The sequence below is a fragment of the Devosia sp. genome, from assembly GCF_030689745.1.
In the GTDB taxonomy this organism is placed as follows: Bacteria; Pseudomonadota; Alphaproteobacteria; order Rhizobiales; family Devosiaceae; genus Devosia; species Devosia alba.
Genome location: NZ_JAUYGL010000230.1, coordinates 1 through 21916, shown reverse-complemented (window position 1 = coordinate 21916; position 21916 = coordinate 1). Strand labels below are relative to the sequence as shown.

Sequence of the window (21916 nt, the reverse complement as noted above, 5' to 3'; positions counted from 1 at the left end):
CTCACATTGGGACTTGCCAGCGCTTCCGCGTTGATTATTATCGTTATTGATAATGATAATCAAGCGAGCTGTCATGGCGGTCGAAAACTTTCTCCAACGCCTGCCAGTCCCGCCAACGCGGGCACCCTCGGCGCGACGCAGTCACAATATCTATGTCGACCTGCAACGCGAGATCGTGCTCGGCATGTTGGCGCCTCGATCGGTTCTGCTGGAACTGGAACTGGCGAGCCGCTTCGAAGTCAGTCAGGGCACCGTGCGCGAGGCGCTGCTGCTGCTGCAGGAGGAGGGGTTGGTGCATCGACTGCCGCATCGCGGCACCACCGTGGCCGATTGCCGTGCTGACGATGCCGAGGAGCTCATTCGCTTGCGGCACGACATCGAGTGCCGCGGCGCGCGACGCGCCGTGGCGCGGTACGGTGTAGCTCTGGCCGAACCAATGCGACGCCATCTGGCAGCAATGCAGGCTGCGGCGGCCAGTGGCGATGAATATCTGCTCTCGGTGCATGATCGCGCCTTCCATGCCGAGCTGTTTGATTGCGCCGATCTGCCGCCGGTCCAGCCCGTGCTGGCGCGCTGCCTGGTGCATGCCCATCGCTTCAAGATTTTGCACCCCGCGCAAAACCGCGATCTGCTGGAGACAGCCAACCGCCATCAGGTCATCATCGATGCGCTCGCTTCTGCCGAGGTCGAGCAGGTGGTTGCCGCCCTGTCTCATCACATCACCACCATCGTTGATTTTGGCCCCAACATTCTAGGTGCCGGAGCATGAGCCGTTCGCGCCCAACCCCCGCAATGGCCGCCATTCTCGACCGCCTGGCCGTCGAAGATGTAGGGCTGCCCGATCCAACCACAGTGCCGGCCGGGCAGGGGCGAATCCAGGCCGCAAGCAGCAATGTACGCTGGAACCGGGATCTGCCGGAAATGGCCGACGTCAGCGATGTGTCAGTGTCCACCAAAGGCGCGCCCGTGCCCTGCCGGAAGCTGGTCCCCCAGGGCAGTCCGGTTGGCACCATTCTGTTTATCCATGGCGGAGGTTGGGCCTTCTGCGACATGGACTCCCACGAACGCGCCGCCCGCCTGCTCGCAATTGAATGCCAGGCCAATGTGGTGATGTGCGACTATCGCCTGTCACCTGAACATGCATTTCCCGCCGGGCTGAACGACTGCATCGCCGTCTGGGGTCAACTCACGGCAGGTGAGGGGGCCTTTGCCGAACTCAAGGGGCCGTTTGCCATCTCCGGCGACAGCGCCGGGGCCAATCTGGCAATGGCGGTCATGCTGACGCCAGAACTTGTTCAGCCCGACTTCGGACTGCTTTTTTACGGAGTCTATGACGCTGACTTTGCGTCCCCGTCCTATCTGGAGTGGGCCGATGGTCCTGGGCTGACCCGTGGCAAGATGAAACGATACTGGGACTGGTATGCGCCCGAACATCAACGCGCCGACCCGCGACTGGCGCCAGTCCGCGCCAGTGACGCAGCGCTCCGGGCCCTGCCACCCCTTTACCTGAACGCTGCTGAAATCGACCCGCTGCGGTCCGATAGCGAGCGGCTTTATGCGCGGCTGACGGCTCTGGGCCGCGCCGACCAGTTTCGCCTGCATGGCGGAGTTGTTCACGGCTTCATGCAGATGAGCCTTGAACTGGAGGAGGCGCGCCTGGCGCTGGCAGATGCGGGGGCGGCCTTCAAAGCCTTCGTGCAGCAAGCGGCGCGGAGCAATAATAATTGGGAGAGAGAACAATGAAGACGATTACGAGAACCAGCGGTCTTGCCGCAGCCCTATTGGCCTCAACCGTCCTGTTTGCAGGCACGGCAATCGGCCAGGAAGTCAATTTCTGGTACCACTTCGACAATGCCGATAACCCGATGTCCGATCTGGTCGCCAAATTCGAGGCCGCCAATCCCGGCATCACCATCAATGCCGAAAACGTGCCGTGGAACAGCTATTACGACCAGCTCTACACTTCCATCGTCGCCGATAACGGCCCCGATGTTGCCATGGTCAAGATGACAGCACAGCCGCGCCTCATCGAAATGGGCGCGCTTGAACCGATCGACGACCGCCTCGCCGGCTGGGCCGGCAAGGCCGATATCCAGGATGATCTGTTCAACCTGACCGCGGCTGCCGACGGCACCCACTATTACCTGCCGGTGCAGTACGTCATTCTCTATCTCTACTATCGCGCCGATCTGTTTGCCGATGCGGGGCTTACACCGCCCACCACCTGCGACGAGTTCCGCTCAGCTGCAGTGGCGCTGACCAAGGATACCAATGGTGATGGCCAGATTGACCAGTATGGCTTCGGCTTCCGTGGTGGAAAGGGCGGCCATGACCATTGGGCCAGCTTTACCGTGTCGCGCGATGGCGTTGGCTTTGGTCCCGGCGAACTGACCTCGGCCGCTGGTGTTGCCGGCACCCAGTTCGTGCTCGGCCTGTTCCAGAAGGACAAGGTCTTCCCGCCATCGGCCCCCAATGACGGTTTCAAGGAAGTCATCGGCGCCTTCCAGGGTGGCACCACTGCCATGACCATCCACCACATCGGCTCGTCAGCTGACATGGTCAAGGCACTTGGCGACAAGGTATCAGCTGTGCCGGTGCCTGAATGCGGTGGCGGTCATTGGACGGCCTTTGGCGATGAGAGCACCGCAGTGTTTTCTGCAGCCGAAGACAAGGACGCAGCCTGGAAATGGACGGCTTTCCTCTCCAGCGAAGGCAACAATGCCAAGTTCAACGAGGCGACCGGTCAGCTCCCGGTTACCAAGTCCGACACCGCCAACTGGACCCTGCACGACAAGCGCTTCGTCGATGCAACCACCGCCTCGCTGCCCTTCGCCCACCTCTATCCTAATGTGAGCGAAACCGCTGATTTCACCAACACTGTCTGGCCTATCGCCATGCAGCGGGCCCTGATCGGCGAGATCACGGCCGAGGAAATGAACGCCGAAATCGACGCGCTCTTCAACAAGTGAGCGAGCACGGCAGGCCGGGCATTCCGGCCTGCCGTCACAGCAGGGTCCAATAATGTCCACAACCGTCGTACCGCCAGCGCCTCTGTCGCGCCGCGTTCTGCCCTACGTCATGCTGTCTCCCGCTGTGCTGGTGACGCTGGCCATCGTGTTCCTGCCCATGGTGCAGGCGGTGTGGATGAGCCTGCACGACTACGTGCTGTTTCGCCCCAAGGATTTTGCTTTCGTTGGGCTCAAGAATTTCATCGCGGTATTTCAGGATCCGGTGTTCTGGGTGTCCTTGCAGCACACAGCCATCTGGATCGCCGTGACCGTGCCGGCCCAGATGTTGCTGGGCCTGGCCACAGCATTGCTCCTCAACCAGAACTTCCCCTGGCGCGGCCTGGCGCGCGCTCTGGTGATCATTCCATGGGCGCTGCCCTCGGTTGTAATCGCCCTGATGTGGGTATGGATCTACGACGCCAATTTTGGCGTGCTCAACGACTTCCTGCTGCGCATGAACCTGATCTCCACCTCAATTCCGTGGTTGGCCAATCCCGATACCGCGCTTTACGCCATCATCCTGACGCTGACCTGGCAGGGCTTCCCGTTCTTTGCCGTGATGATCCTCGCCGGCTTGCAGGCCATTCCGGCCAGTTATTACGAAGCCGCTGCCATTGATGGAGCCTCCAGCTTTCGCCAGTTCTGGCACATCACTCTGCCGGGCCTTTCTGGTGTGTTGATGACAGCCACGCTGCTCCGCCTGATCTGGGTCGCCAATTCCATCGATGTGATTTTCATCATGACCGGCGGCGGCCCCGGCTATTCGACTTATACCCTACCGCTTTATGCCTTGGTCGAGGCCCGCACTGGGCTGGACTACGGTTATGGCTCGGCACTGGCCGTGGTCTTCACCATCCTGCTGCTCGGCTTTGTCGTGCTCTATCTCCGGCGCGCCGGGAGGAACATCGCATGATGGTTCGGAAGAACTCGCTGATCCGCCGCCTACTGACCATCGACCTGCCGGTGTTCCTGATCATCTGTTTCACCCTGGCGCCCTATCTTTGGATGGCGCTGACCTCGGTTACTGAAAAATCCAAGCTGTTCACGGAAGGGCCCTCACTCACCGGGGCCACGCTCAACAACTATGCGCGTTTGTTCAACACTGTCGGTTTTGGAACCAATCTGCGCGACAGTTTCATCGTTGCTGGTGGCACCGTGGTTGTCGGTCTGGCGCTGGCCGTGCCCGCCGCCTACGCCTTTTCGCGGTTCCGCTTCAAGGGCAGGCGTATCCTGATGCTGCAGTTCCTGCTGATCAACATGTTCCCCCTGGTCCTGCTGATACTGCCGCTGTTCATCCTGATGAAGACGCTGGGACTGGTCGATACCTATCTGGCCCTGATCATCGCCAACTCCACCATCGCCATTCCCTTCTCGGTCTGGATGATGACCAGCTATATCAACGGCATCCCGCGCTCGCTTGATGAAGCGGCAATGACCGATGGCTGCACTCGCTTCGGGGCACTGTACCGTGTGGTGCTGCCGCTATGCGCGCCAGGCATCATCGCCACAGGCGTCTACATCTTCATCACCGCCTGGAACGAGTACCTCTACGCGCTGACCCTGGGTGGCCGGCACGTCAAGACCATCACGGTCGCCATCCAGACGCTGATTGGCGAATACCAGGTCGAGTGGGGGCTGCTCACCGCTGGCGGCATCATTGGCGCGCTACCGGCCACGGTGATGTTCCTGTTCGTTCAAAAGCATCTGATCGCTGGCATGACCCAGGGCGCGGTCAAAGGATAAGGGACCATCTTGAAAAATCCGATAGGCATCATCTCCATGCAGTTCGTGCGCCCCTTCACCGGGGCCCATCTCAACGTGCTGCAAACCATCAAGGCGATCGGTTTCGATTTCATCGAACTACTGGTGCCTGAACCTGAAGATAATCTGGATTCCACTGCGCTCAGGGATGCTCTGGCCGAGGCCGGTCTGGACATCGTTCTGGCCGCACGCGTCAACCTGCAGCGCTCGATCTCGTCTGACGATCCGGCGGCCCGTCAGGGCGGACTGGACTATCTCGAGCATTGCGTTGAAATGGCGGACGCCATTGGCGCGAAGATCACCGGCGGTCCGCTCTATGGCGAGCCGATGGTGTTCGCTGGCCGTCCGCCCTTGCCGCGCCGCGCCGATGAAATGAAGGCCCGCGCCGACCGGATGATTGAAGGCCTGTCGCGCGTGGCGTCCAAGGCGCGTGCCGCCGGGCAGGTCTTCGCGCTCGAGCCGCTCAACCGGTTCGAAACCGATATGCTCAACACGACGATTCAGGGCATTGCCGTGATCGATGCGGTCAACGATGCCGGTCTTGGCTTGATGCTCGATACCTTCCACATGAACATGGAAGACCAATCCATCCCCGACGCCATTCGTCTGGCCGGCAAGCGCACCGTGCATTTCCAGGCCAACGAAAACCATCGCGGCTTTCCCGGCACCGGCAATATGGATTGGCCAGCCATCATGCGCGCGCTGTCGCAGATAAACTACCAGGGCCCGGTATCGCTTGAACCCTTCCGCCGCGATGATCAGCGGCTGGCCTTGCCCATCGCCCATTGGCGCGCCCCGGCCGAGGACGAGACCGAAAAACTGAAATCCGGTCGGGCGCTGATCCGCGCTGCGCTGGACTTTGCGGAGTTTGCCCAATGACCTTGAATATCGGCTGGATCGGCTGCGGACGACACGCCACGCAGATGCTGCTGCCCCAACTGGGCCTCGCGGGGTTCCGGATCGCCGCGCTGTGCGACCGGGAAGAGAGCGCGCTTGCCGCAACAGCGGCCCAATATGGTGTGGCTGCAACCTACACCGACTGGCAGAAAATGCTCGATCAGCCCGGGATCGACGTGATTGGCATGGCCGTTGGCCCGCAGGTCCACTACGCCGCCACGATGGCCGCCCTAGAACGCGGCCTGCCGGTATTCATGGAAAAGCCCCCCGGCGGCAGTCACGCTGATGCCCTTGCACTGCAGCAGGCCTCTGAAAAGGCGGGCATACCCGTCTACGTCGGCTTCATGAAACGCTATTCCACGGGTAACCGGATCGCTGCCAATATCCTGCGTGGTGACGAGTTCGGGCCGATTTTGGGCATAACGGGCAGCTACATGACCGCCCCAACCTACTTTGTCGGTGAGGTCGACTACACCGGGTTCTATCTGCATCACTGCGTGCACTACATGGACCTGATGCCGTGGCTGGCCGATAGCTCGATTGCCGAAATGACGGTGCGCCGCAACGTGCTGGCGCCGGGACGGATCCTGTTCCACATGGGCTTTGCCTGCGACAACGGCGTGATCGGCAATGTGGTGATGGGCACGGTGCAATCGCGCGGCACCCCGATGGAACAGATCACGGTGATGGGCGATAACAATCGGATTGAAGTCGCCAACGTCGTCAATGTCGCCTGGCATCGCGACCCACCCTTTAAGGCAGAGGACCCGGCTGCGACTCTCAGCAGCGCCAGAGATACGCTGAGCTGGACGCCCAATTTCACCGCCGCCGCCAATGAGGACCACAAAGGATATGCCGCGCTGATCGCCGACGTGGCCAAGGGCCTGACAGGTCAACTAACTGCGGCACCGACCATTCGTGACGGTGTGGCTGCCATGGCAAACTTGGAGCGCATGGTGGCGTTGCTCGAAGTCAAAGCCTGATTGGCGAATTCGGCCGTCTTTGGGTTTCCAGACATGAGTTTAGGTCGGCCCAACGGCGCAAACCTGCGGCCAAAGCTGTTTGCATTTTCGCATCAACACTTTCCGAACGTGAGCGGCATTGACGGCTTTTCTCGAAAGCCAGAGTCGTTCCCACCTATGATAGCCACATCCGTTCCACCGTGAGCGAGTGACGGCTCTTGGAAACCAGCAAAGGTGGTCGCAAAGATCGATATAGGGCGCGGTAGTCATCATAAAACTCGGCGGCGCGCCTGACCTGACATTGCATCGGAAAGTCCATATTGGACTGCCTGAGGAGGGCGTGCATTTGTTTGATGCGTCGGGCAGATCGCTGCGGTAGGCAGTCCCAGTTTTCGGTCGGGGGGGGGCTGAAGCATGCGTTTGCCCGTGCTGCTGCCGCACCGTGGTGCGAAGTTGCCGGTCGCTGCGGGCAGGGTCGTCAACGCGCGAAGGCCCGTACCCGAACTGGTGCTGCACTGGCCCGCTAGGCAGAATGGCGCATCTGGCGCACAGCAGGCCGCCGCTTCAAACAGAGCTTCACGTATTGGGCCGCTAGTTTGGCGAGCCAACTCCTGTGGCTCGGCCAGGACTTGGTCAGCCCTGCCACCGTCCAGTCTTTTGCTGACCCATCATCGGCCTCAGAGCATGGCAAGCGCTCCGCGCATCCAGGTTCCTCACCGGATTGGCTCAGAACGGTATTTTCGGGGTGAAGATCGGACTGTGGGCGGAAAAGCGCAGCCTACGGTTTCAATTCTGACCGCGCGTTTGATTTCGACACTGCCGCAACAACTGGAAAATAAGTTGCGATTGACACTCGCTTTGCTTTCGCATTAACTCAAAATGCGCTCGAAACGACTGGAACCAGCACTTGAGCAGCAGGGAGGGCCAATGTTCAAACTCACCAATGGTGAGGGAGCTGCGCCACGGCTCATTAGCGGCAGGTTGCCGACGGTGCTACGGCTAGGCCCGACTGTTAAAGGCCTTTTTGCGCACCCGATTGCGCAAGGGGTTCTTCAAAGGTCCGGCACTGCCCGTCCGAGAGGATATTGTTGGCCGAGCGCGATTGATTCAGTCGTCAAGTCGCCAAGACGGGCGTATGGTTTGCCCGGTCGGCCCCTCGCCACGCGTCTCGAGCGCAATATTGGCCTTCGTGCCAACGCCATGTTGGGTGTTGCGGTACGTGATCGTGACCTGGCCCAGCATTCTTGCGTCGACTTTTATCAACCACAAGTGCGTACCCCGGCTGCTCAGCGGCGGCCCCCGATTTGTACAGCTATCCTGCAGCGCGGCACCAAGCTCCGCTTGCCTGGCACCACAGTAAAAACTGCCGAATGCAACAGATTTCCCGCAACGCCTGGCGCCTCGCGCGCCACGCTGCCAGCTACAAAGGATCTGCAGCTTGCTCGAACTTGACGGCATTACCAGGGTGGTGGGCGCACACATCCATATTAGCGATGTGTCGCTCAAGCTTGAGCGCGGCACGCTCAATGTGCTGCTCGGGCCCACGCTTTCGGGCAAGACCAGTCTGATGCGCCTGATGGCAGGCCTCGACAAGCCAACTCACGGGCGCCTGACCTTTGACGGCGTGGACGTGACGGGCGTGCCGCCGCAGAAGCGCGATATCGCCATGGTGTTCCAGCAGTTCATCAACTACCCCACTATGACGGTCTACGAGAACATTGCCTCCCCGATGCGGGTGGCCGGTGCCGATCGCAAGACCATCGATGACGCGGTGCAGAACGCTGCCGAACTGATGAAGCTGACGCCCTATCTGCAGCGCACGCCGCTTAACCTGTCGGGCGGACAGCAGCAGCGCTGTGCGCTGGCCCGCGCCATCGTCAAGAATGCCGGCCTGGTGCTGCTCGACGAGCCGCTCGCCAATCTCGACTACAAATTGCGCGAAGAACTGCGCGCCGAACTACCCCGCATTTTCGCCGAAGCTGGCACCATCTTCGTCTACGCCACAACCGAGCCGTCAGAGGCGCTGCTGCTGGGCGGCAATACGGCAACCCTGTCTGAGGGGCGCATTACCCAGTTCGGCAAGACTATCGACGTGTTCCGCCAGCCGCGTGATCTGATTACAGCGCAGACCTTTTCCGATCCACCGCTCAACACTATTGCCATGCGCAAGATGGGCACTTCGTTCCAGATTGAGGGCGGCTTTGATTTTACCGTGCCGCCACACTTCGGTTCGATCGCCGACGGTGCCTACGTCATCGGCTTTCAGCCACATCACCTGTCACTGACCCGCGCTAGCGCCCCATCCGCGGCCATCAAGGCGACCGTGACGGCTATGGAGATCACCGGCTCGGAGAGCTTTGTGCATCTGCGCTACGCCGATGCACGCTGGGTCATGCTGACGCCGGGCGTCCATGATTTCGACGTCGACGCGCAGATCGAGGTCTTCCTTGATCCCCAATTGTTGCTGGTGTTCGACAGCCAAGGCCGCTCCGTCACTAATGCCCACCCAAGCGCGGCACAGGAGGCACTTCATGGCACGAATTGATCTCGACCATATCCGCCACTCCTATCTGTCCAGCCCCAAAACCGACGCCGACTTCGCGCTCAAGGAAGTCCATCACCAGTGGGATGATGGCGGCGCCTATGCTTTGCTCGGCCCCTCGGGCTGCGGCAAGACCACGCTGCTCAATGTCATTTCGGGCCTGGTGCATCCCTCGCGCGGCCGCATCCTGTTTGATGGCAAGGATGTGACGGCGCTAACGCCCGAGCAGCGCAATATCGCGCAGGTGTTTCAGTTCCCGGTGATCTACGACACCATGACAGTGTTCGACAATCTGGCATTTCCCCTACGCAATCGCCGGTTTGCCGAGGACGAGGTCAAGCGCAAGGTAACAGAGACCCTTGAGATGATCGACCTGTCCGACCTGGCCGACAAAAAGGCGCGCGGGCTGACGGCCGATCAGAAGCAGAAGATCTCGCTGGGTCGCGGTCTGGTGCGGTCCGACGTCAATGCCATTCTGTTTGACGAACCACTCACCGTCATCGACCCACATATGAAGTGGGTGTTGCGCAGCCAGCTCAAGCAATTGCACAAGCGCTTTGGCCACACCATGGTCTATGTCACTCATGACCAGACCGAGGCGCTGACCTTCGCCGACAAGGTGATGGTTATGTATGAGGGCGAGATCGTACAGATCGGCACGCCGTCGGAGCTCTTCGAGCGCCCCAGCCACACCTTTGTCGGCTATTTTATCGGCTCGCCCGGCATGAATGTGTTTCCGGTGGCGCTGGACAGCGACACCGCTCGTCTGGGTAGCCAGACCATCGATCTGCCCGGCTCTGTCACCACCGAAAAGGGCGCCAAGACCGAGCTTGGCGTACGGCCTGAGTATGTTCAGCTCGGGCGAGCGGGGCTGCCCATCACCATTCACGCCGTTGAGGACATTGGCCGCCACAAGATCGTGCGAGCGCGCCTTGAGGGGCTCGATCTGGCCGCCATCGTGCCCGAGCACGGCGAGATCCCGGCCGATCCACACATCACCTTCGATCCGAAGGGCATCAATATCTACGCCAATTCCTGGCGCCAAGACCTGAGGGGCAGACCATGGACAGAAACTGGAACAACAAGGCCTGGTTTCTAGTGCTGCCGATGCTGGTGCTGGTGGCGTTCTCGGCCATCATTCCGCTGATGACGGTGGTCAATTATTCGGTGCAGGACACTTTCGGCAACAACCAGTTTTTCTGGGCCGGCCTGGAGTGGTTCGAAGAGGTGCTGCACTCGAATCGCTTCTGGCAGGCGCTGGGTCGCAATCTGATCTTTTCCGGCATAATCCTGGCCATCGAAGTGCCATTGGGCATTCTGATCGCGCTCAACATGCCCAAAAAGGGCGTGGGCGTCGCAGTCTGTCTGGTGCTGATGTCGCTACCGCTGCTGATCCCGTGGAACGTGGTCGGCACCATCTGGCAGGTATTCGGTCGCGTCGATATCGGTCTATTGGGCTATGCCCTGGCGAGCCTGGGTATCGACTATAACTATGTGCAGGATCCCTTCGACGCTTGGGTCACCGTGGTGCTGATGGATGTCTGGCACTGGACGAGCCTGGTTGTGCTGCTGTGCTACGCCGGATTGGTGTCGATCCCCGATGCCTATTACCAGGCCGCCAAGATTGATGGCGCCTCGCGCTGGTCGGTGTTCCGGTTCATCCAGCTTCCTAAAATGCAGCGCGTGCTGCTGATCGCCGTGCTGCTGCGCTTCATGGATTCGTTCATGATCTACACCGAGCCTTTCGTGGTGACCGGCGGTGGCCCCGGCAATTCGACGACCTTCCTGTCCATCGATCTGGTCAAGATTGCCATTGGCCAGTTTGATCTGGGCCCCGCTGCTGCAATGTCGCTGATCTACTTCCTGATCGTTCTGCTGATGAGCTGGGTCTTCTACACCGTGATGACCAATCTAGGGCAAGGGGACCAGCGATGAGCAATCCCGCAATGGACGCGTCCATCAGGCCGGCCGCTTCTGGCCCAGCGCCGGCGCAGCAGAACTATTCAGTGGGCACTGGGGTTGTCAGCCGCCGCCCCCGCACGTTCGGCTTTTCCTGGCTGATCCCCACCATCTACATTCTGTTTTTGCTGCTGCCGATCTACTGGCTGGTCAATATGAGCTTCAAGACCAATCAGGAAATCACAGCCTCCTTCTCGCTGTTTCCCAAAGCGTTCACCTGGCACAACTATAGGTTGATCTTCACCGATCCATCCTGGTATTCGGGCTACATCAATTCGATCATCTATGTGGCGCTCAATACCGTCATTTCGCTGCTGGTGGCGCTGCCTGCCGCCTATGCTTTTTCGCGCTACCGGTTCCTCGGCGACAAGCACCTCTTCTTCTGGTTGCTGACCAATCGCATGGCTCCACCGGCGGTGTTCGCACTACCCTTTTTCCAGCTCTATTCCTCTTTCGGGCTGATCGACACCCATATCGCGGTGGCCTTGGCGCACTGCCTGTTCAATGTGCCGCTGGCGGTGTGGATCCTTGAAGGCTTTATGTCCGGCGTGCCCAAGGAAATCGACGAAACCGCCTATATCGACGGCTACTCATTCCCGCGATTCTTCATCAAGATCTTCATGCCGCTGATCGCTTCTGGCATCGGCGTGGTGGCCTTCTTCTGTTTCATGTTCTCCTGGGTCGAACTGCTACTGGCCCGCACCCTGACCACCACGGACGCCAAGCCGATTTCAGCGATCATGACGCGAACCGTGTCAGCCTCGGGCATGGATTGGGGAGTGCTCGCAGCAGCCGGGGTGCTCACCATTATTCCGGGCGCGCTGGTGATCTATTTCGTGCGCAACTACATCGCCAAGGGCTTTGCCCTCGGGCGGGTTTAGGAGGAGAGGATGGACTTCTCATGGATGGCGTGGACCTGGCCGACGGCCTTGTTCTTCCTCACCATTCTGGCGCTGCTGGCCGGCATGGCGATCTGGGAATATCGCGTTCCCGGTGGCAGTCCACGCATCGGCATACTCAGGTTCGAAACAACGCGCGGCGACCGTCTGTTCGTATCGCTGCTCGGCAGTGCATTTATCAATCTCGCATGGCTCGGCCTGGTTGGGCCCGAACTGTGGTGGAGTCTCGTCCTGTCGGTGGTCTACGCAATTTGCGTGTTCCGCTTTGTCTAGGCGAGAGGATGGGGGGCGGCTCAAGGCAGCCGCTTTCAGACGGAAACCAAACGACTAGGGAGGACTGAAATGCGACTGAATTTTCTGACATCGACTGCAACACTCGCCCTGCTGTTGGCGGGGACCCCGGCCTATGCCGGCATGGAGGAGGCAAAAACCTTCCTCGATACGGAAGTTGGCGAAATGTCGACGCTGTCCCGCGCCGAGCAGGAAGCTGAAATGCAGTGGTTCATCGACGCCTCTGCTCCATTCGCCGGCATGGAAGTCAAGGTTGCCTCGGAAACCCTGACCACACATGAATACGAGTCCAAGGTACTGGCGCAGGCGTTCTTTGACATCACCGGCATCAAGGTCACGCACGACCTGATTGGTGAAGGCGACGTCGTCGAAAAACTGCAGACCCAGATGCAGTCCGGCGAAAATATCTACGACGCCTATATCAATGACAGCGACCTGATCGGCACCCATTGGCGCTACCAGCAGGTTCGCAATCTGACGGACTGGATGGCGGGCGAAGGCGCTGCCGTCACCAATCCGGGGCTGGACCTGGGCGATTTCATTGGCTCCTCCTTCACCACCGCGCCCGATGGCAAGCTCTACCAGTTGCCCGATCAGCAGTTCGCCAACCTCTACTGGTTCCGCGCTGACTGGTTCGCCAATGAAGCCAACAAGGCCGAGTTCAAGGACAAATACGGCTATGATCTAGGTGTGCCCGTAAATTGGTCTGCCTATGAGGACATTGCCGAATTCTTCACCGGCCGTGAAATCGATGGCGTCACAGTCTATGGTCACATGGACTATGGAAAAAAGGACCCATCTTTGGGCTGGCGCTTCACCGATGCCTGGCTCTCCATGGCCGGGAACGGCGACAAAGGCATTCCCAATGGTCTGCCAGTCGACGAATGGGGCATCAAGGTCAACGACAAATCGCAGCCGGTTGGCTCATGTGTGGCCCGCGGTGGTGACACCAACGGCCCGGCCGCAGTCTACTCAATCCAGAAGTATCTCGACTGGCTCAAAGCCTATGCACCGCCGGCCGCTCAGGGCATGACCTTCTCGGAATCGGGTCCGGTTCCGGCCCAGGGCGAGATTGCCCAGCAGATATTCATGTACACCACCTTCACCGCCGACATGGTCAAGGACGGTCTACCGGTCATGAACGAGGACGGCACGCCAAAATGGCGTTTTGCCCCCTCGCCCCATGGCGTTTACTGGAAGGACGGCATGAAACTGGGCTATCAGGACGTGGGTTCCTGGACGTTGATGAAGTCGACCCCGGTCGACCGCGCTTCGGCGGCCTGGCTCTACGCCCAGTTCGTCACCTCCAAGACGGTTGACGTCAAGAAGAGCCATGTGGGCCTGACCTTTGCTCGCGAAAGCACGATCCGCGACCAAAGCTTCACCGATCGCGCGCCCAAGCTGGGTGGTCTGGTCGAGTTCTATCGCTCGCCAGCCCGCATTCAGTGGTCGCCCACCGGCACCAATGTTCCCGACTATCCAAAGCTGGCGCAGCTCTGGTGGCAGGCCATTGGTGATGCGGCAGCCGGTGCCAAGACCCCGCAGGAAGCCATGGACTCGCTCTGTGAAGAGCAGGAGAAGGTGATGGCGCGCTTGGAACGCGCCGGCGTTCAGGGCGAGTTTGGGCCTGTTCTGGCTGAAGAACACGACCTAGCCTATTGGAACGCCGACGCGGTTGCCAATGGCAATCTGGCGCCCCAGCTGCCCATTGCTGAGGAAAAAGAGCAGGGCGTGACAGTCAATTATGACGAGCTGATCAAGAGCTGGGCTGACGCCCAGAAATAAGCCTTCCTCTCTCCCAACAGAGGCTGACGCCGGACCAGGATCTCCTGGCCCGGCGCCTTATTGTGTCAATTTGGCCGGGCTCCAAAGCCTAAGATGCGAAGCCCCCAAAAGGCAACAACCGGTGCTTCTCTGGGACACTGAGGTGGACCCAGAAAGTCGGATCGGACGCTAAACTCGTCCCGACGACAAGGAAGGAGTTAGATGAGGTTGCCGCGGAAACGATATTCGGCTGATTTCAAGGCCAAGGTCACACGCTTCCGACAAGATTAGGGCCGCCGGCGTCCACTATGCCGGCCCAGTCACGGCCGCGATCGAGGCGTCCGTCGTTTAGGCATCCGCTTGGGTGATGGGGTGGACGCCCCCCGACGGCATCGATGTGCCAAAGTGGAGATGTTGAACACACCACTTGAGGAGGCGCCCATGTCGGAAGTTACCACAATCGGTCTGGATATCGCGAAGAACGTTTTCCACGCGCACGGCGCGGATGCGGGCGGTCGAACGCTGTTCAACCGGAAGATCAGCCGCACAAAGTTGCTGGAGTTCTTCGCTCGGCAACCACGGTGCCTGGCGGCGTTGGAAGCCTGCGGAGGTGCGCACCACTGGGGGCGTGAACTCACGCAGATGGGTCACGAAGTGAAGCTGATCCCGCCTGCCTATGTGACGCCCTTTGTGAAGCGGAACAAGAACGATGCGGTCGATGCCGAGGCAATCTGCGAGGCGGCGCAGCGCCCGAACATGCGGTTCGTGGCGATCAAGAGCGAGGAACAGCAGGCCCCGGCCCTGGTATTCAGAACCCGCGATCTGTTGGTGCGGCAGCGCGCCCAGTTGATCAATGCGATCCGCGGTCACCTGACTGAGTACGGCTTGAGCCCGAGCTCGTGACCATCATCACCAAGTCGGTGCGGCAGGGCAAAATCACCAGCCTGCGCACCCTGCATAAACTGCTCGACGCGGCTGCAGCCGCGTCCGCGCGCTCCATCCTCAACTGAGTTTTCTTCAATAATTGCAAAAAACACAAAAAAGGACGCTTCTCTCATGACTGACAACACCAATATCGTTGGAAGACTGTCCAAGAGGACGAGACAAATTTAGCCTGCGAAACTGTCCGTGATAATACTTCAAAGGTCACATAAGGTTCATCAGGAACATCTGAAAGACCTAAAGAGGCCACCATGAACCACAGTGAAAATAGTTTCATTGATAGAACGACGCCAAGACCATGTGGCTACGTCAATACCCCGGAAATTGCAAGATTTGCTGGCTTGCATCCGACAACATTAGTCAAGTGGCGCAACCGCAGAGTGGGTCCACCTTTTACACGGCTGGGCCGAAAAGTTCTTTACAGCCTTGAAGCCTTCGATGTCTGGCTTCGGGATAGCGAACAGAAGCCCCTGACTAAATAGTGCACCCCGGTGCAACAGGTGCTCCGTCTCGGGGCCTCATCTCGGCAGCAACAATGAAAACTCCATTCTCCGCGCAGTTCCAACTCGAGACCACCACGATGGCACGAGCAACCCTGCGAGACCTTCTTCGCGAAGGGTTCGGTTTACATGGTCGGCGCTTTCAGCCAGCACTTCAGCCTCGAGGAACGCGCGCAGCTTCCGGTCCTTCTCCTTGATAGAGGCGATCGCGCGCGCTTCGGTTGCGGTGGGACTCATGTGTTTGCTCTCTGCTCCATCGACCAGCGCACACGCTCGTTGAGAAACGCGGCAAAGGGTCCGACATCTTCGCCGACGCTCGCGGCTTCAAGGGCCGCCATGTAGGCCCCGCGGTCTTCCACCCGAACAATGGTCCAAGCATAGCCGCCCGAGGCGAGCATCGCATTCATCAGGAAGCGCGCCATGCGTCCGTTGCCGTCGGGATAGGGATGAATGTAGCCGAACAGCCAGTGGCCCAGCACGGCGCGCACCCCCGGCTCGGGTTCCTGATCCAGGAGTCCGAACAGTGTTTCCATAGCGTCGGGAACGGCCTCCCAGCGCGGTGGCACGTGCCGCGAGCCACGGATGTAGACGGGGAGATTGCGGTAGCCGGCGAGCGTCCCTGGGCGAAGGAGGCCCGCGGCCACGGAGGGCTGGAACAGTTCACGGTACCAGGTGCTGTGCTGACCACGGGCTTGCGCTCCAGCCGGCGCGCCGGCGATGATGGCGGTGATGCTGTCCTTGACGGTCTGAAAGGCTTGCCAGTAACCGCGCGCCGCGAGTGCGTCGCGGTTCTTCCGGTCATCGTCATTGTCCGGCGGGTTCCACGCCCCTTGGCGGACGCGGTCGATCAGCGGGGGCGTGACGCTGTAGCCTTCGATCGACAGCGAGTGGTAGGCGTCGTTCTGGTAGATATCGTCGACGAACTTGAGATAGCCGTCGCGGTCGTTGGGCAGACCCGGCGGTGGAAGGAAGATTTCAGCGACAGTGGCGCGTTGGGTTTCCCAGATCGCCTGCAGGCGTCCAACGATCGGCGGGATGCCCGGTATGATCGCGGGGATGCGCTGCTGCGGGGCGAACGGATCGTTCTCGCGGACGTCATAGCCGGCGGCTTTCATGGTGGCGACGATGTCATCGGCAACGCTCTTCCGGCCGACACGCCGGAAGGCACCGGCGAGGCGCCCGGCGACGGCGGTATGACCGCCGTCGAGGAGGCGGCTGAGGATGGCGGAAGCATTCCTGATCGCCGCGAGCGCGACTTGCGCTTCGACTGGCGCGCGCTGGAAGAAGGCCTCCGGCACTTTGATGAGGGCGGCGTCAGGCGTGTAGAGGCGCAAGCCCTGGCGTTCGGCGAGGTCTGCGGCGGGCGGTATGTCCTTCTGCCGGAGATCGTAGAGCGACGTCCCGAACGGCAGCTGCAGCGTGTTGTTTGTCCCCTTGGGGCTGTAGATGACAACCTGCGCGGGGATGGCCGTGGCTTCGGCATGCAGCAGCAGAGACTGCTCGGGCGACAGATTCCAGTCGGCGCCGAACCTCCCGCCGCAATAGGCGGCGCAGAATTCCCAGAAGGATGCGTACCAGGGGGTGGTATCGCCGTTCTCAGCCTGCGGGCCCGTCGACATGAGCCAGCCCTTGATGATCTCCCGCAGGAATCCGTTCTGGACCAGACGCTCGCGGTCGAGGCGCTTCAGTTCCCCGGACGCGAATACGCGCCGCCCGCTCTGCTGGAGGGCTCTCAGGGCGTCGAGGGAGTCGGCGAGCTTCTCGTGCGGTGTAGCCATGGTCGTGCTCTTGCAAGGTTTTTATGTCGTGCACTTACACGTGTATTCTGTCGCGTACTTGCAAGTCAATGATGTCGCGCACTTGCAAGTGTTTTCTGTTAACCAACTGATAACATAGACCATTATAGCCGGGGGACATCTCTCTCGACGATACGCTTCCTAGCGGAGCGCGGCCACCGCCGATCATCATGATCATGGTGTCTTTCACAGTGGTGCGGAGAGTATGCCGACGATGATGAGAATGAAGAAGCGATAAGAGGAGGACCTACCAGCACCAGCAGCACAGTCAGGTCCGCTTCGCCACCATCGCGTCAGAAAGGCGGAGAGCAGTCGTACACTTTGACTGGACGACAGTTCGGATAGCACACGCACCGAACTGCAAATCAGCTGCGAGTTCAATAGATTCAAGCCATTTTCTGAAATATCAGTTCAATTGATGCCTTGGGAGCGTGATATCTGGATTAGTTTTCAGAAAGTTCCCAAGCGAGCCACTCCCATGATCATGGGAGAAGGAAAAGCCGAACCCTATAAGCCAACTCGCTTGACGTTGCCCCCAGCTTCTGGGCACCGCCAGCCATGGTGACGGCAGCATTAGCCCAGCGTCCAACCAGACGCCTGTCGCTGACAGCGATCTGGTACGTTGAGCCCACCGGCTTTGGGGCTCAGCCTCACCAGGATAGAATCAAGTCCTGGTGATCCAAACAGTGCTTGGTTCCGGAAGGCCTTGGTCGATAACCCCATTGAGCCCGGAATCGCGTAAGCCGCAGCCCTGCGGATGGTTGTTGCCGCGACATCAATGGCATAGTCGCGGTGAGCTAGCAGGATGCTCACCGTGCCATTCGTTCGGTCAGGGACGAAGCGATCCGCAGCGGCACCCTCTCCTGGTTTGGCCTAGCTGTGGTCGCGGTCCTCCACCTCGTATTCGCGCCGCGTAGCGATCTCGGTCAGGACTTTTTCGGCAGGCGTTCGCTTGCTGTTGCGCCACTGTGCGAAGGCCATCGCGATACCAAGGGCTGCAACACCCACGGTTAGAAGGACAAGCCAAAAAGTAGGGCCGGATTCCATTGTTGTGCTCCTCTTTCGTTGCCGGGTTAACGACCGATAAACGTCATGGTTTCATCGCCGAGGGGGGGATTGATCTAGGATGCACGACGCCACGAAATACGATCGCAGTCTGGAGGCTGCCTCCGACCTGCGTGGGTGTCCTACGATCACATTGCCAAGGCGAGCGATATCGCGGCGGCAGGAGGGTGCGACTACCCAGATCGACAAGTTCCACGGGAACTTCGCGAACGATGCCACGCTGGTTCTGGCGAAGACCTATTTCAGTCGCCTGTCCTTCGAGGCATCGCTGAACGTAAAGTTCAAGGCCGATGCGTCGGGTTGGCAATCCTGACCGAGGTCAAAATGCTCCGCAATCCAGAAGACTCCCCGCATTAACCTGCGATGGTTTTGAAGCCATTGTGCAACGTCGGGCAGGACTCGCCGTTCACGCGCTAGGGGAAAGGTCCCCATTGTGAGGAGAGAATCAATGTCACCAAGACTTATTGTTGCTTCCGTGAGCGTCCTTGTGCTGGGCCTCGCATCGCCAAGCCTGGCGCAGCCCTTCACGTTGAACGGTGCCGAGGTGCCGTCCGATCAAGTCGAACGACTTCAAGCGCATTGCGACGCCCTTGAGGCAGCGGAGATGGGCTCTTCGGCCGATGCCGGTTCAGCGACAGGCACATCCTCCGGCACCGGCGCAGCGACCGGCGGCGCCGCAGCATCGTCAACTGGCACGACGAGCAGCGCTGCCACAGATACCACCACCGGCTCCGGCACCGATAGCCCTGCAGGTGCAACTTCTGATGCGGCAGGTGCGACTTCCGGTACCACGCAAAGCACCGACGCTGCAGGCACGACAACTGGCGCCGATGCGACAACCGGTACGTCAGCGATGATCGATTTTTCCACGATTGACATGGCTGCAATCGATATCGAAGCCTGCCGTCAGGGCGGATTCCTTGACATGACCGGGGCCGGCACCGGTGCCGATGCCGGCAGCACCACGACCAACGAAACTACAACGAACTAAGGTATAGGGCGCCCCTCGGGGCGCCCTCTCGCTCTGTACGTCACCGCTATCTCGCCGGACGCAGGATGCGCACGCGGACCGTCGCGCCAAATGGCCCGACAGCAGAGTTTTCACCGTATCTGCTGCCGAACGGGGACCGCGTGGCACAGCAAGCAGTCGGCCGTCTATGCTGGCACGGAGCAACTTGGGCCCGAGCGTATCGCGGCCAAGGGTCCGGACATACGGCTGGACCCTCAAAAGGCACTGTCGCTTGGCATGGTCATACATGAACTGGCGACCAATGATGCCAAGTATGGCAAGCTGACCCACGCAGACGGACGAGTCTCGATCAATTGGGAAATGTCTACTTCAGACGTGGTGATCGAGTGGCAGGAGCACGACTGGCCCGCTGTGTCCGCCTCCGCCTCCACCGGATTTGGATTGTCGCTGCTGGAGGGCGAAATCGGCTATCGCCATGGCGGCACCGTCGAGACCGCCCTTGAACCTCCGGTTTACGCGTCCGCATCACGCTGCCGACGTCGCGGTAAGCGATGGCTGCATTCAATGTCCCGATCGTCGAGGATGAATGGCTAATTGCCCGGGACTATGCCTCGGCCATCCATGCAGGTGGTCATGTGACCATCGGACCGGCTCAAACGGTGGCGCGCGCCTTGGCTATGCTGGACACTGAACGGGTCGACATCGCGATTCTTGATTACCAGCTCGGAGCTGAAACAAGCGCCTCTGTCGTCGCGCGCCTCAACAAGAACGGCATTGCCTTTCTTGTTGTAACCGGCCACGCCATAGCCGACTTGCCGCCCGAATTTGCCGCAGGCAAAATGGCAGCAAAGCCCGCCGACCCGCACTGGTTGAAAGCTCGCATCGAGCAACTCGCGACCCACCTGCCGCGTTGAGGACAGGGCAGCGCCTTACTAACCCACGTCTAGGTGGAGTTTTGGGGGCAGCTGCTAGGGTTGCATCACGAAACCAAGATGACGCGGCGATATGTACGGTCTTCGGCTCCTCATTTGCGAGGATGAATACCTTCTGGCGAGCGATCTCGCCACGGAACTGGGTGAGCGGGGCGCGACCGTGGTTGGAATTGTGGCGAGTATTGCCGAGACGTTGAAGGCGATGGACGACCCGTCCATGAATGCCAATGCGGCGGTTCTGGACGTCAGGCTGCTAGATGGCATGACCTTCGACCTGGTCGCGCCGACGCGTGCCAAAGGCATGGCAGCGGTTTTCTGCACCGGCTACGGCGCTGACGGCCTGCCACCCGAGTTCGCCCATCTTCCCTCGGTCGGCAAACCGACCGACATTGACGAGCTGTTGGCTGTGCTTGGCAAAGCGGTTCTCCTGACCCAGCGCTGGGAGTGCGGCACCAATGGCTAGTCAATTAATCGAGTTGCAGGGACGTTCGCTGCAGCCTTCCGGGGTGCCTGCGGGTGTCCTGGACCTATTCATCCGGCGCCTCAGCGCCCTTTGCCCGCTGCAAATGCACGAGGCTGCTGCCATTGCCGGTCTGGTGCGTGACGTATCGAGGGTATCGCCGCACACGACAATTCTCGAGGATGGCATTCCGGCAAACGAGGCCCTCATATTGCTCAGCGGCCTGGCCTGTCACTACAAGGTGCTCGACACGGCGCGCCGGCAGATGACTGGCTTTGTCCTGCCTGGTGACTTCTGCGATTACGGCTTTCTCTCATCCAGCCCAGTGCGGCAGTGCGTCATGACCCTGGGCCCGACCGTCATGGGGCGGATCGACCTGAAGCAGCTTTCGGCGCTGGGCGACAAGCTCCCCAATATTGTCCTGGCAATGATGCGGGGCGCGTCAGCCGAACAGGCCTGCGCCCGCGAACTGGTGATCAGCCTGGGCGCTCGCGATGCCCAGCAACGCATGGCGCACTGCCTGTGCGAACTCTATACGAGACTGAGGGTCGTCGGCCTGGTGGATAGGGGACAGTTTGAACTGGCCTTGACGCAGGCTGAACTGGGTGAGGCCTTGGGGCTGTCGACCGTTCATGTGAACAGGACCATCCAGCAGTTGCGCAAGAAAAAGCTCGTTGCCATGGCGCAGGGAAAGGTCCGCATCCTCGACTTCCCTTCTCTGGCTCGGATCGCCGCTTTTGACGGACGTTATCTGCGCTCCTAGAGCGTTTTATCGCTTCGCCGAAACGTCTCAATAGCTCTAGCCCTTTGGTTTGTCGCGTTGTCTAACCGCAAAAGGGAAGCAACTTTTGCTGAAAACGCTAGCCGATGGGCATCAGCTTGCGCGCGAGTGCCCGCGCAAAAGTCTGCGGTGGTGCCTGCGACACCCCTATCGGCATTGGGTCGTGGGACACACTCTCCACGCGGGGTATTGGCTGTGTGGTCATCGCGACGATTTCCGATAGCAGCCGTTTACGATCCAAGGGCTTTTCCAGCAGGCGTGTTTCCCGGAAGCGCGATGGGATTCCCCGACGGTCATAGGCTGTGGCAAAAAGAAACGGTACGCGCTGGTCGCGGAGCAGGTCGGCAACCTCGAAAACGGTCGTGCCGTGCAGAAGTACGTCGAGTA

22 protein-coding genes and 2 pseudogenes are annotated in these 21916 nt (G+C 60.1%); 20 read left to right on the top strand and 4 right to left on the bottom strand.

Annotated features, from left to right (window positions below; translation table 11 throughout):
• Window positions 1-73 precede the first annotated feature (73 nt).
• The 15 genes and pseudogenes from Q8O80_RS20365 (at window position 74) to Q8O80_RS21640 (ending at window position 15507) form a co-directional block, all read left to right on the top strand.
• Window positions 74-769 carry a GntR family transcriptional regulator gene (locus Q8O80_RS20365; protein ID WP_305582751.1) on the top strand — a complete coding sequence of 232 codons (696 nt, stop codon included), beginning with the start codon at window positions 74-76 and terminating at the stop codon, window positions 767-769.
• The gene (locus tag Q8O80_RS20360; RefSeq protein ID WP_305582749.1) at window positions 766-1743 is read left to right on the top strand and encodes an alpha/beta hydrolase; all 978 of its coding nucleotides are present in this window, start codon (window positions 766-768) and stop codon (window positions 1741-1743) included. Before Q8O80_RS20365 ends, Q8O80_RS20360 begins: the two co-directional genes overlap by 4 nt.
• Complete coding sequence (locus Q8O80_RS20355) at window positions 1740-2969, top strand: sugar ABC transporter substrate-binding protein (RefSeq protein WP_305582747.1); 1230 nt, start codon at window positions 1740-1742, stop codon at window positions 2967-2969. The genes Q8O80_RS20360 and Q8O80_RS20355 overlap by 4 nt, the downstream gene beginning before the upstream one ends.
• Window positions 2970-3021: 52 nt before the next feature.
• Window positions 3022-3921 (top strand): carbohydrate ABC transporter permease, encoded by a 900-nt coding sequence (locus Q8O80_RS20350; protein ID WP_305582745.1) that lies wholly within the window; start codon window positions 3022-3024, stop codon window positions 3919-3921.
• On the top strand, window positions 3921-4751 hold the full coding sequence (locus Q8O80_RS20345; RefSeq protein WP_371136248.1) for a carbohydrate ABC transporter permease: 831 nt from the start codon (window positions 3921-3923) through the stop codon (window positions 4749-4751). The genes Q8O80_RS20350 and Q8O80_RS20345 overlap by 1 nt, the downstream gene beginning before the upstream one ends.
• Window positions 4752-4760: 9 nt before the next feature.
• Complete coding sequence (locus Q8O80_RS20340; protein ID WP_305582741.1) at window positions 4761-5648, top strand: sugar phosphate isomerase/epimerase; 888 nt, start codon at window positions 4761-4763, stop codon at window positions 5646-5648.
• Complete coding sequence (locus tag Q8O80_RS20335) at window positions 5645-6649, top strand: Gfo/Idh/MocA family protein (protein ID WP_305582739.1); 1005 nt, start codon at window positions 5645-5647, stop codon at window positions 6647-6649. The genes Q8O80_RS20340 and Q8O80_RS20335 overlap by 4 nt, the downstream gene beginning before the upstream one ends.
• Before the next feature lie 1417 nt (window positions 6650-8066).
• Window positions 8067-9173, top strand: coding sequence for an ABC transporter ATP-binding protein (locus Q8O80_RS20330; protein WP_305582737.1), 1107 nt, complete (start codon window positions 8067-8069; stop codon window positions 9171-9173).
• Window positions 9160-10269 carry an ABC transporter ATP-binding protein gene (locus tag Q8O80_RS20325; RefSeq protein ID WP_305582735.1) on the top strand — a complete coding sequence of 370 codons (1110 nt, stop codon included), beginning with the start codon at window positions 9160-9162 and terminating at the stop codon, window positions 10267-10269. Before Q8O80_RS20330 ends, Q8O80_RS20325 begins: the two co-directional genes overlap by 14 nt.
• Window positions 10233-11105, top strand: coding sequence for a carbohydrate ABC transporter permease (locus Q8O80_RS20320; protein ID WP_305582733.1), 873 nt, complete (start codon window positions 10233-10235; stop codon window positions 11103-11105). The genes Q8O80_RS20325 and Q8O80_RS20320 overlap by 37 nt, the downstream gene beginning before the upstream one ends.
• A complete protein-coding gene (locus Q8O80_RS20315; protein ID WP_371136247.1) occupies window positions 11102-12010 on the top strand; it encodes a carbohydrate ABC transporter permease in 909 nt (302 codons plus the stop codon). The genes Q8O80_RS20320 and Q8O80_RS20315 overlap by 4 nt, the downstream gene beginning before the upstream one ends.
• A 9-nt stretch (window positions 12011-12019) precedes the next feature.
• Window positions 12020-12301: a DUF2160 domain-containing protein gene (locus Q8O80_RS20310; protein WP_305582731.1), complete on the top strand. Its 282-nt coding sequence runs from the start codon at window positions 12020-12022 to the stop codon at window positions 12299-12301.
• 69 nt (window positions 12302-12370) lie between these two features.
• Window positions 12371-14104: an ABC transporter substrate-binding protein gene (locus Q8O80_RS20305; protein WP_305582729.1), complete on the top strand. Its 1734-nt coding sequence runs from the start codon at window positions 12371-12373 to the stop codon at window positions 14102-14104.
• A 420-nt stretch (window positions 14105-14524) separates the two neighbouring features.
• Window positions 14525-14968, top strand: a pseudogene (locus tag Q8O80_RS20300) (IS110 family transposase); the annotation flags it as partial.
• A gap of 308 nt (window positions 14969-15276) precedes the next feature.
• The gene (locus Q8O80_RS21640; protein ID WP_371136246.1) at window positions 15277-15507 is read left to right on the top strand and encodes a helix-turn-helix domain-containing protein; all 231 of its coding nucleotides are present in this window, start codon (window positions 15277-15279) and stop codon (window positions 15505-15507) included.
• A 36-nt stretch (window positions 15508-15543) separates the two neighbouring features.
• On the opposite strand, the gene Q8O80_RS20295 is transcribed toward Q8O80_RS21640, so the two are convergent.
• The 3 genes from Q8O80_RS20295 to Q8O80_RS20285 form a co-directional block, all read right to left on the bottom strand.
• Window positions 15544-15762, bottom strand: a complete 219-nt coding sequence (locus tag Q8O80_RS20295) for a hypothetical protein (RefSeq protein ID WP_305582727.1) — start codon at window positions 15760-15762, stop codon at window positions 15544-15546.
• Window positions 15759-17303 (bottom strand): Fic family protein, encoded by a 1545-nt coding sequence (locus Q8O80_RS20290; protein WP_305582725.1) that lies wholly within the window; start codon window positions 17301-17303, stop codon window positions 15759-15761. The genes Q8O80_RS20295 and Q8O80_RS20290 overlap by 4 nt, the downstream gene beginning before the upstream one ends.
• Window positions 17304-18194: 891 nt before the next feature.
• A complete protein-coding gene (locus tag Q8O80_RS20285; protein WP_305582723.1) occupies window positions 18195-18368 on the bottom strand; it encodes a hypothetical protein in 174 nt (57 codons plus the stop codon).
• 79 nt (window positions 18369-18447) lie between these two features.
• Between Q8O80_RS20285 and Q8O80_RS20280 the strand changes: the two genes are divergently transcribed.
• The 5 genes from Q8O80_RS20280 to Q8O80_RS20260 all read left to right on the top strand — a co-directional run bounded on the left by Q8O80_RS20280 (window position 18448) and on the right by Q8O80_RS20260 (window position 21511).
• Complete coding sequence (locus Q8O80_RS20280; protein ID WP_305582721.1) at window positions 18448-18699, top strand: hypothetical protein; 252 nt, start codon at window positions 18448-18450, stop codon at window positions 18697-18699.
• Window positions 18700-18834: 135 nt separating this feature from the next.
• Entirely contained in the window at window positions 18835-19377 is a 543-nt protein-coding gene (locus Q8O80_RS20275) for a hypothetical protein (protein WP_305582719.1), read from the top strand.
• 530 nt (window positions 19378-19907) lie between these two features.
• Window positions 19908-20270 carry a response regulator gene (locus Q8O80_RS20270; protein ID WP_305582717.1) on the top strand — a complete coding sequence of 121 codons (363 nt, stop codon included), beginning with the start codon at window positions 19908-19910 and terminating at the stop codon, window positions 20268-20270.
• A gap of 91 nt (window positions 20271-20361) precedes the next feature.
• Entirely contained in the window at window positions 20362-20751 is a 390-nt protein-coding gene (locus tag Q8O80_RS20265) for a hypothetical protein (protein ID WP_305582715.1), read from the top strand.
• Window positions 20744-21511: a Crp/Fnr family transcriptional regulator gene (locus tag Q8O80_RS20260; RefSeq protein ID WP_305582713.1), complete on the top strand. Its 768-nt coding sequence runs from the start codon at window positions 20744-20746 to the stop codon at window positions 21509-21511. Before Q8O80_RS20265 ends, Q8O80_RS20260 begins: the two co-directional genes overlap by 8 nt.
• 97 nt (window positions 21512-21608) lie before the next feature.
• Here the strand turns inward: Q8O80_RS20260 and Q8O80_RS20255 are convergent.
• Window positions 21609-21916 (bottom strand): annotated as a pseudogene (locus Q8O80_RS20255) (hypothetical protein); the annotation flags it as partial.

Coding starts and splice junctions, on each gene's coding strand:
- Q8O80_RS20305 (WP_305582729.1), top strand. CDS start 12,371: ATGCGACTGAATTTTCTGACATCGACTGCAACACTCGCCCTGCTGTTG.
- Q8O80_RS20310 (WP_305582731.1), top strand. CDS start 12,020: ATGGACTTCTCATGGATGGCGTGGACCTGGCCGACGGCCTTGTTCTTC.
- Q8O80_RS20260 (WP_305582713.1), top strand. CDS start 20,744: ATGGCTAGTCAATTAATCGAGTTGCAGGGACGTTCGCTGCAGCCTTCC.
- Q8O80_RS20365 (WP_305582751.1), top strand. CDS start 74: ATGGCGGTCGAAAACTTTCTCCAACGCCTGCCAGTCCCGCCAACGCGG.
- Q8O80_RS20315 (WP_371136247.1), top strand. CDS start 11,102: ATGAGCAATCCCGCAATGGACGCGTCCATCAGGCCGGCCGCTTCTGGC.
- Q8O80_RS20275 (WP_305582719.1), top strand. CDS start 18,835: ATGTCACCAAGACTTATTGTTGCTTCCGTGAGCGTCCTTGTGCTGGGC.
- Q8O80_RS20335 (WP_305582739.1), top strand. CDS start 5,645: ATGACCTTGAATATCGGCTGGATCGGCTGCGGACGACACGCCACGCAG.
- Q8O80_RS20290 (WP_305582725.1), bottom strand. CDS start 17,303: ATGGCTACACCGCACGAGAAGCTCGCCGACTCCCTCGACGCCCTGAGA.
- Q8O80_RS20270 (WP_305582717.1), top strand. CDS start 19,908: ATGGCTGCATTCAATGTCCCGATCGTCGAGGATGAATGGCTAATTGCC.
- Q8O80_RS20325 (WP_305582735.1), top strand. CDS start 9,160: ATGGCACGAATTGATCTCGACCATATCCGCCACTCCTATCTGTCCAGC.
- Q8O80_RS20265 (WP_305582715.1), top strand. CDS start 20,362: ATGTACGGTCTTCGGCTCCTCATTTGCGAGGATGAATACCTTCTGGCG.
- Q8O80_RS20345 (WP_371136248.1), top strand. CDS start 3,921: ATGGTTCGGAAGAACTCGCTGATCCGCCGCCTACTGACCATCGACCTG.
- Q8O80_RS20350 (WP_305582745.1), top strand. CDS start 3,022: ATGTCCACAACCGTCGTACCGCCAGCGCCTCTGTCGCGCCGCGTTCTG.
- Q8O80_RS20295 (WP_305582727.1), bottom strand. CDS start 15,762: ATGAGTCCCACCGCAACCGAAGCGCGCGCGATCGCCTCTATCAAGGAG.
- Q8O80_RS20355 (WP_305582747.1), top strand. CDS start 1,740: ATGAAGACGATTACGAGAACCAGCGGTCTTGCCGCAGCCCTATTGGCC.
- Q8O80_RS20360 (WP_305582749.1), top strand. CDS start 766: ATGAGCCGTTCGCGCCCAACCCCCGCAATGGCCGCCATTCTCGACCGC.
- Q8O80_RS20280 (WP_305582721.1), top strand. CDS start 18,448: ATGCACGACGCCACGAAATACGATCGCAGTCTGGAGGCTGCCTCCGAC.
- Q8O80_RS20320 (WP_305582733.1), top strand. CDS start 10,233: ATGGACAGAAACTGGAACAACAAGGCCTGGTTTCTAGTGCTGCCGATG.
- Q8O80_RS21640 (WP_371136246.1), top strand. CDS start 15,277: ATGAACCACAGTGAAAATAGTTTCATTGATAGAACGACGCCAAGACCA.
- Q8O80_RS20285 (WP_305582723.1), bottom strand. CDS start 18,368: ATGGAATCCGGCCCTACTTTTTGGCTTGTCCTTCTAACCGTGGGTGTT.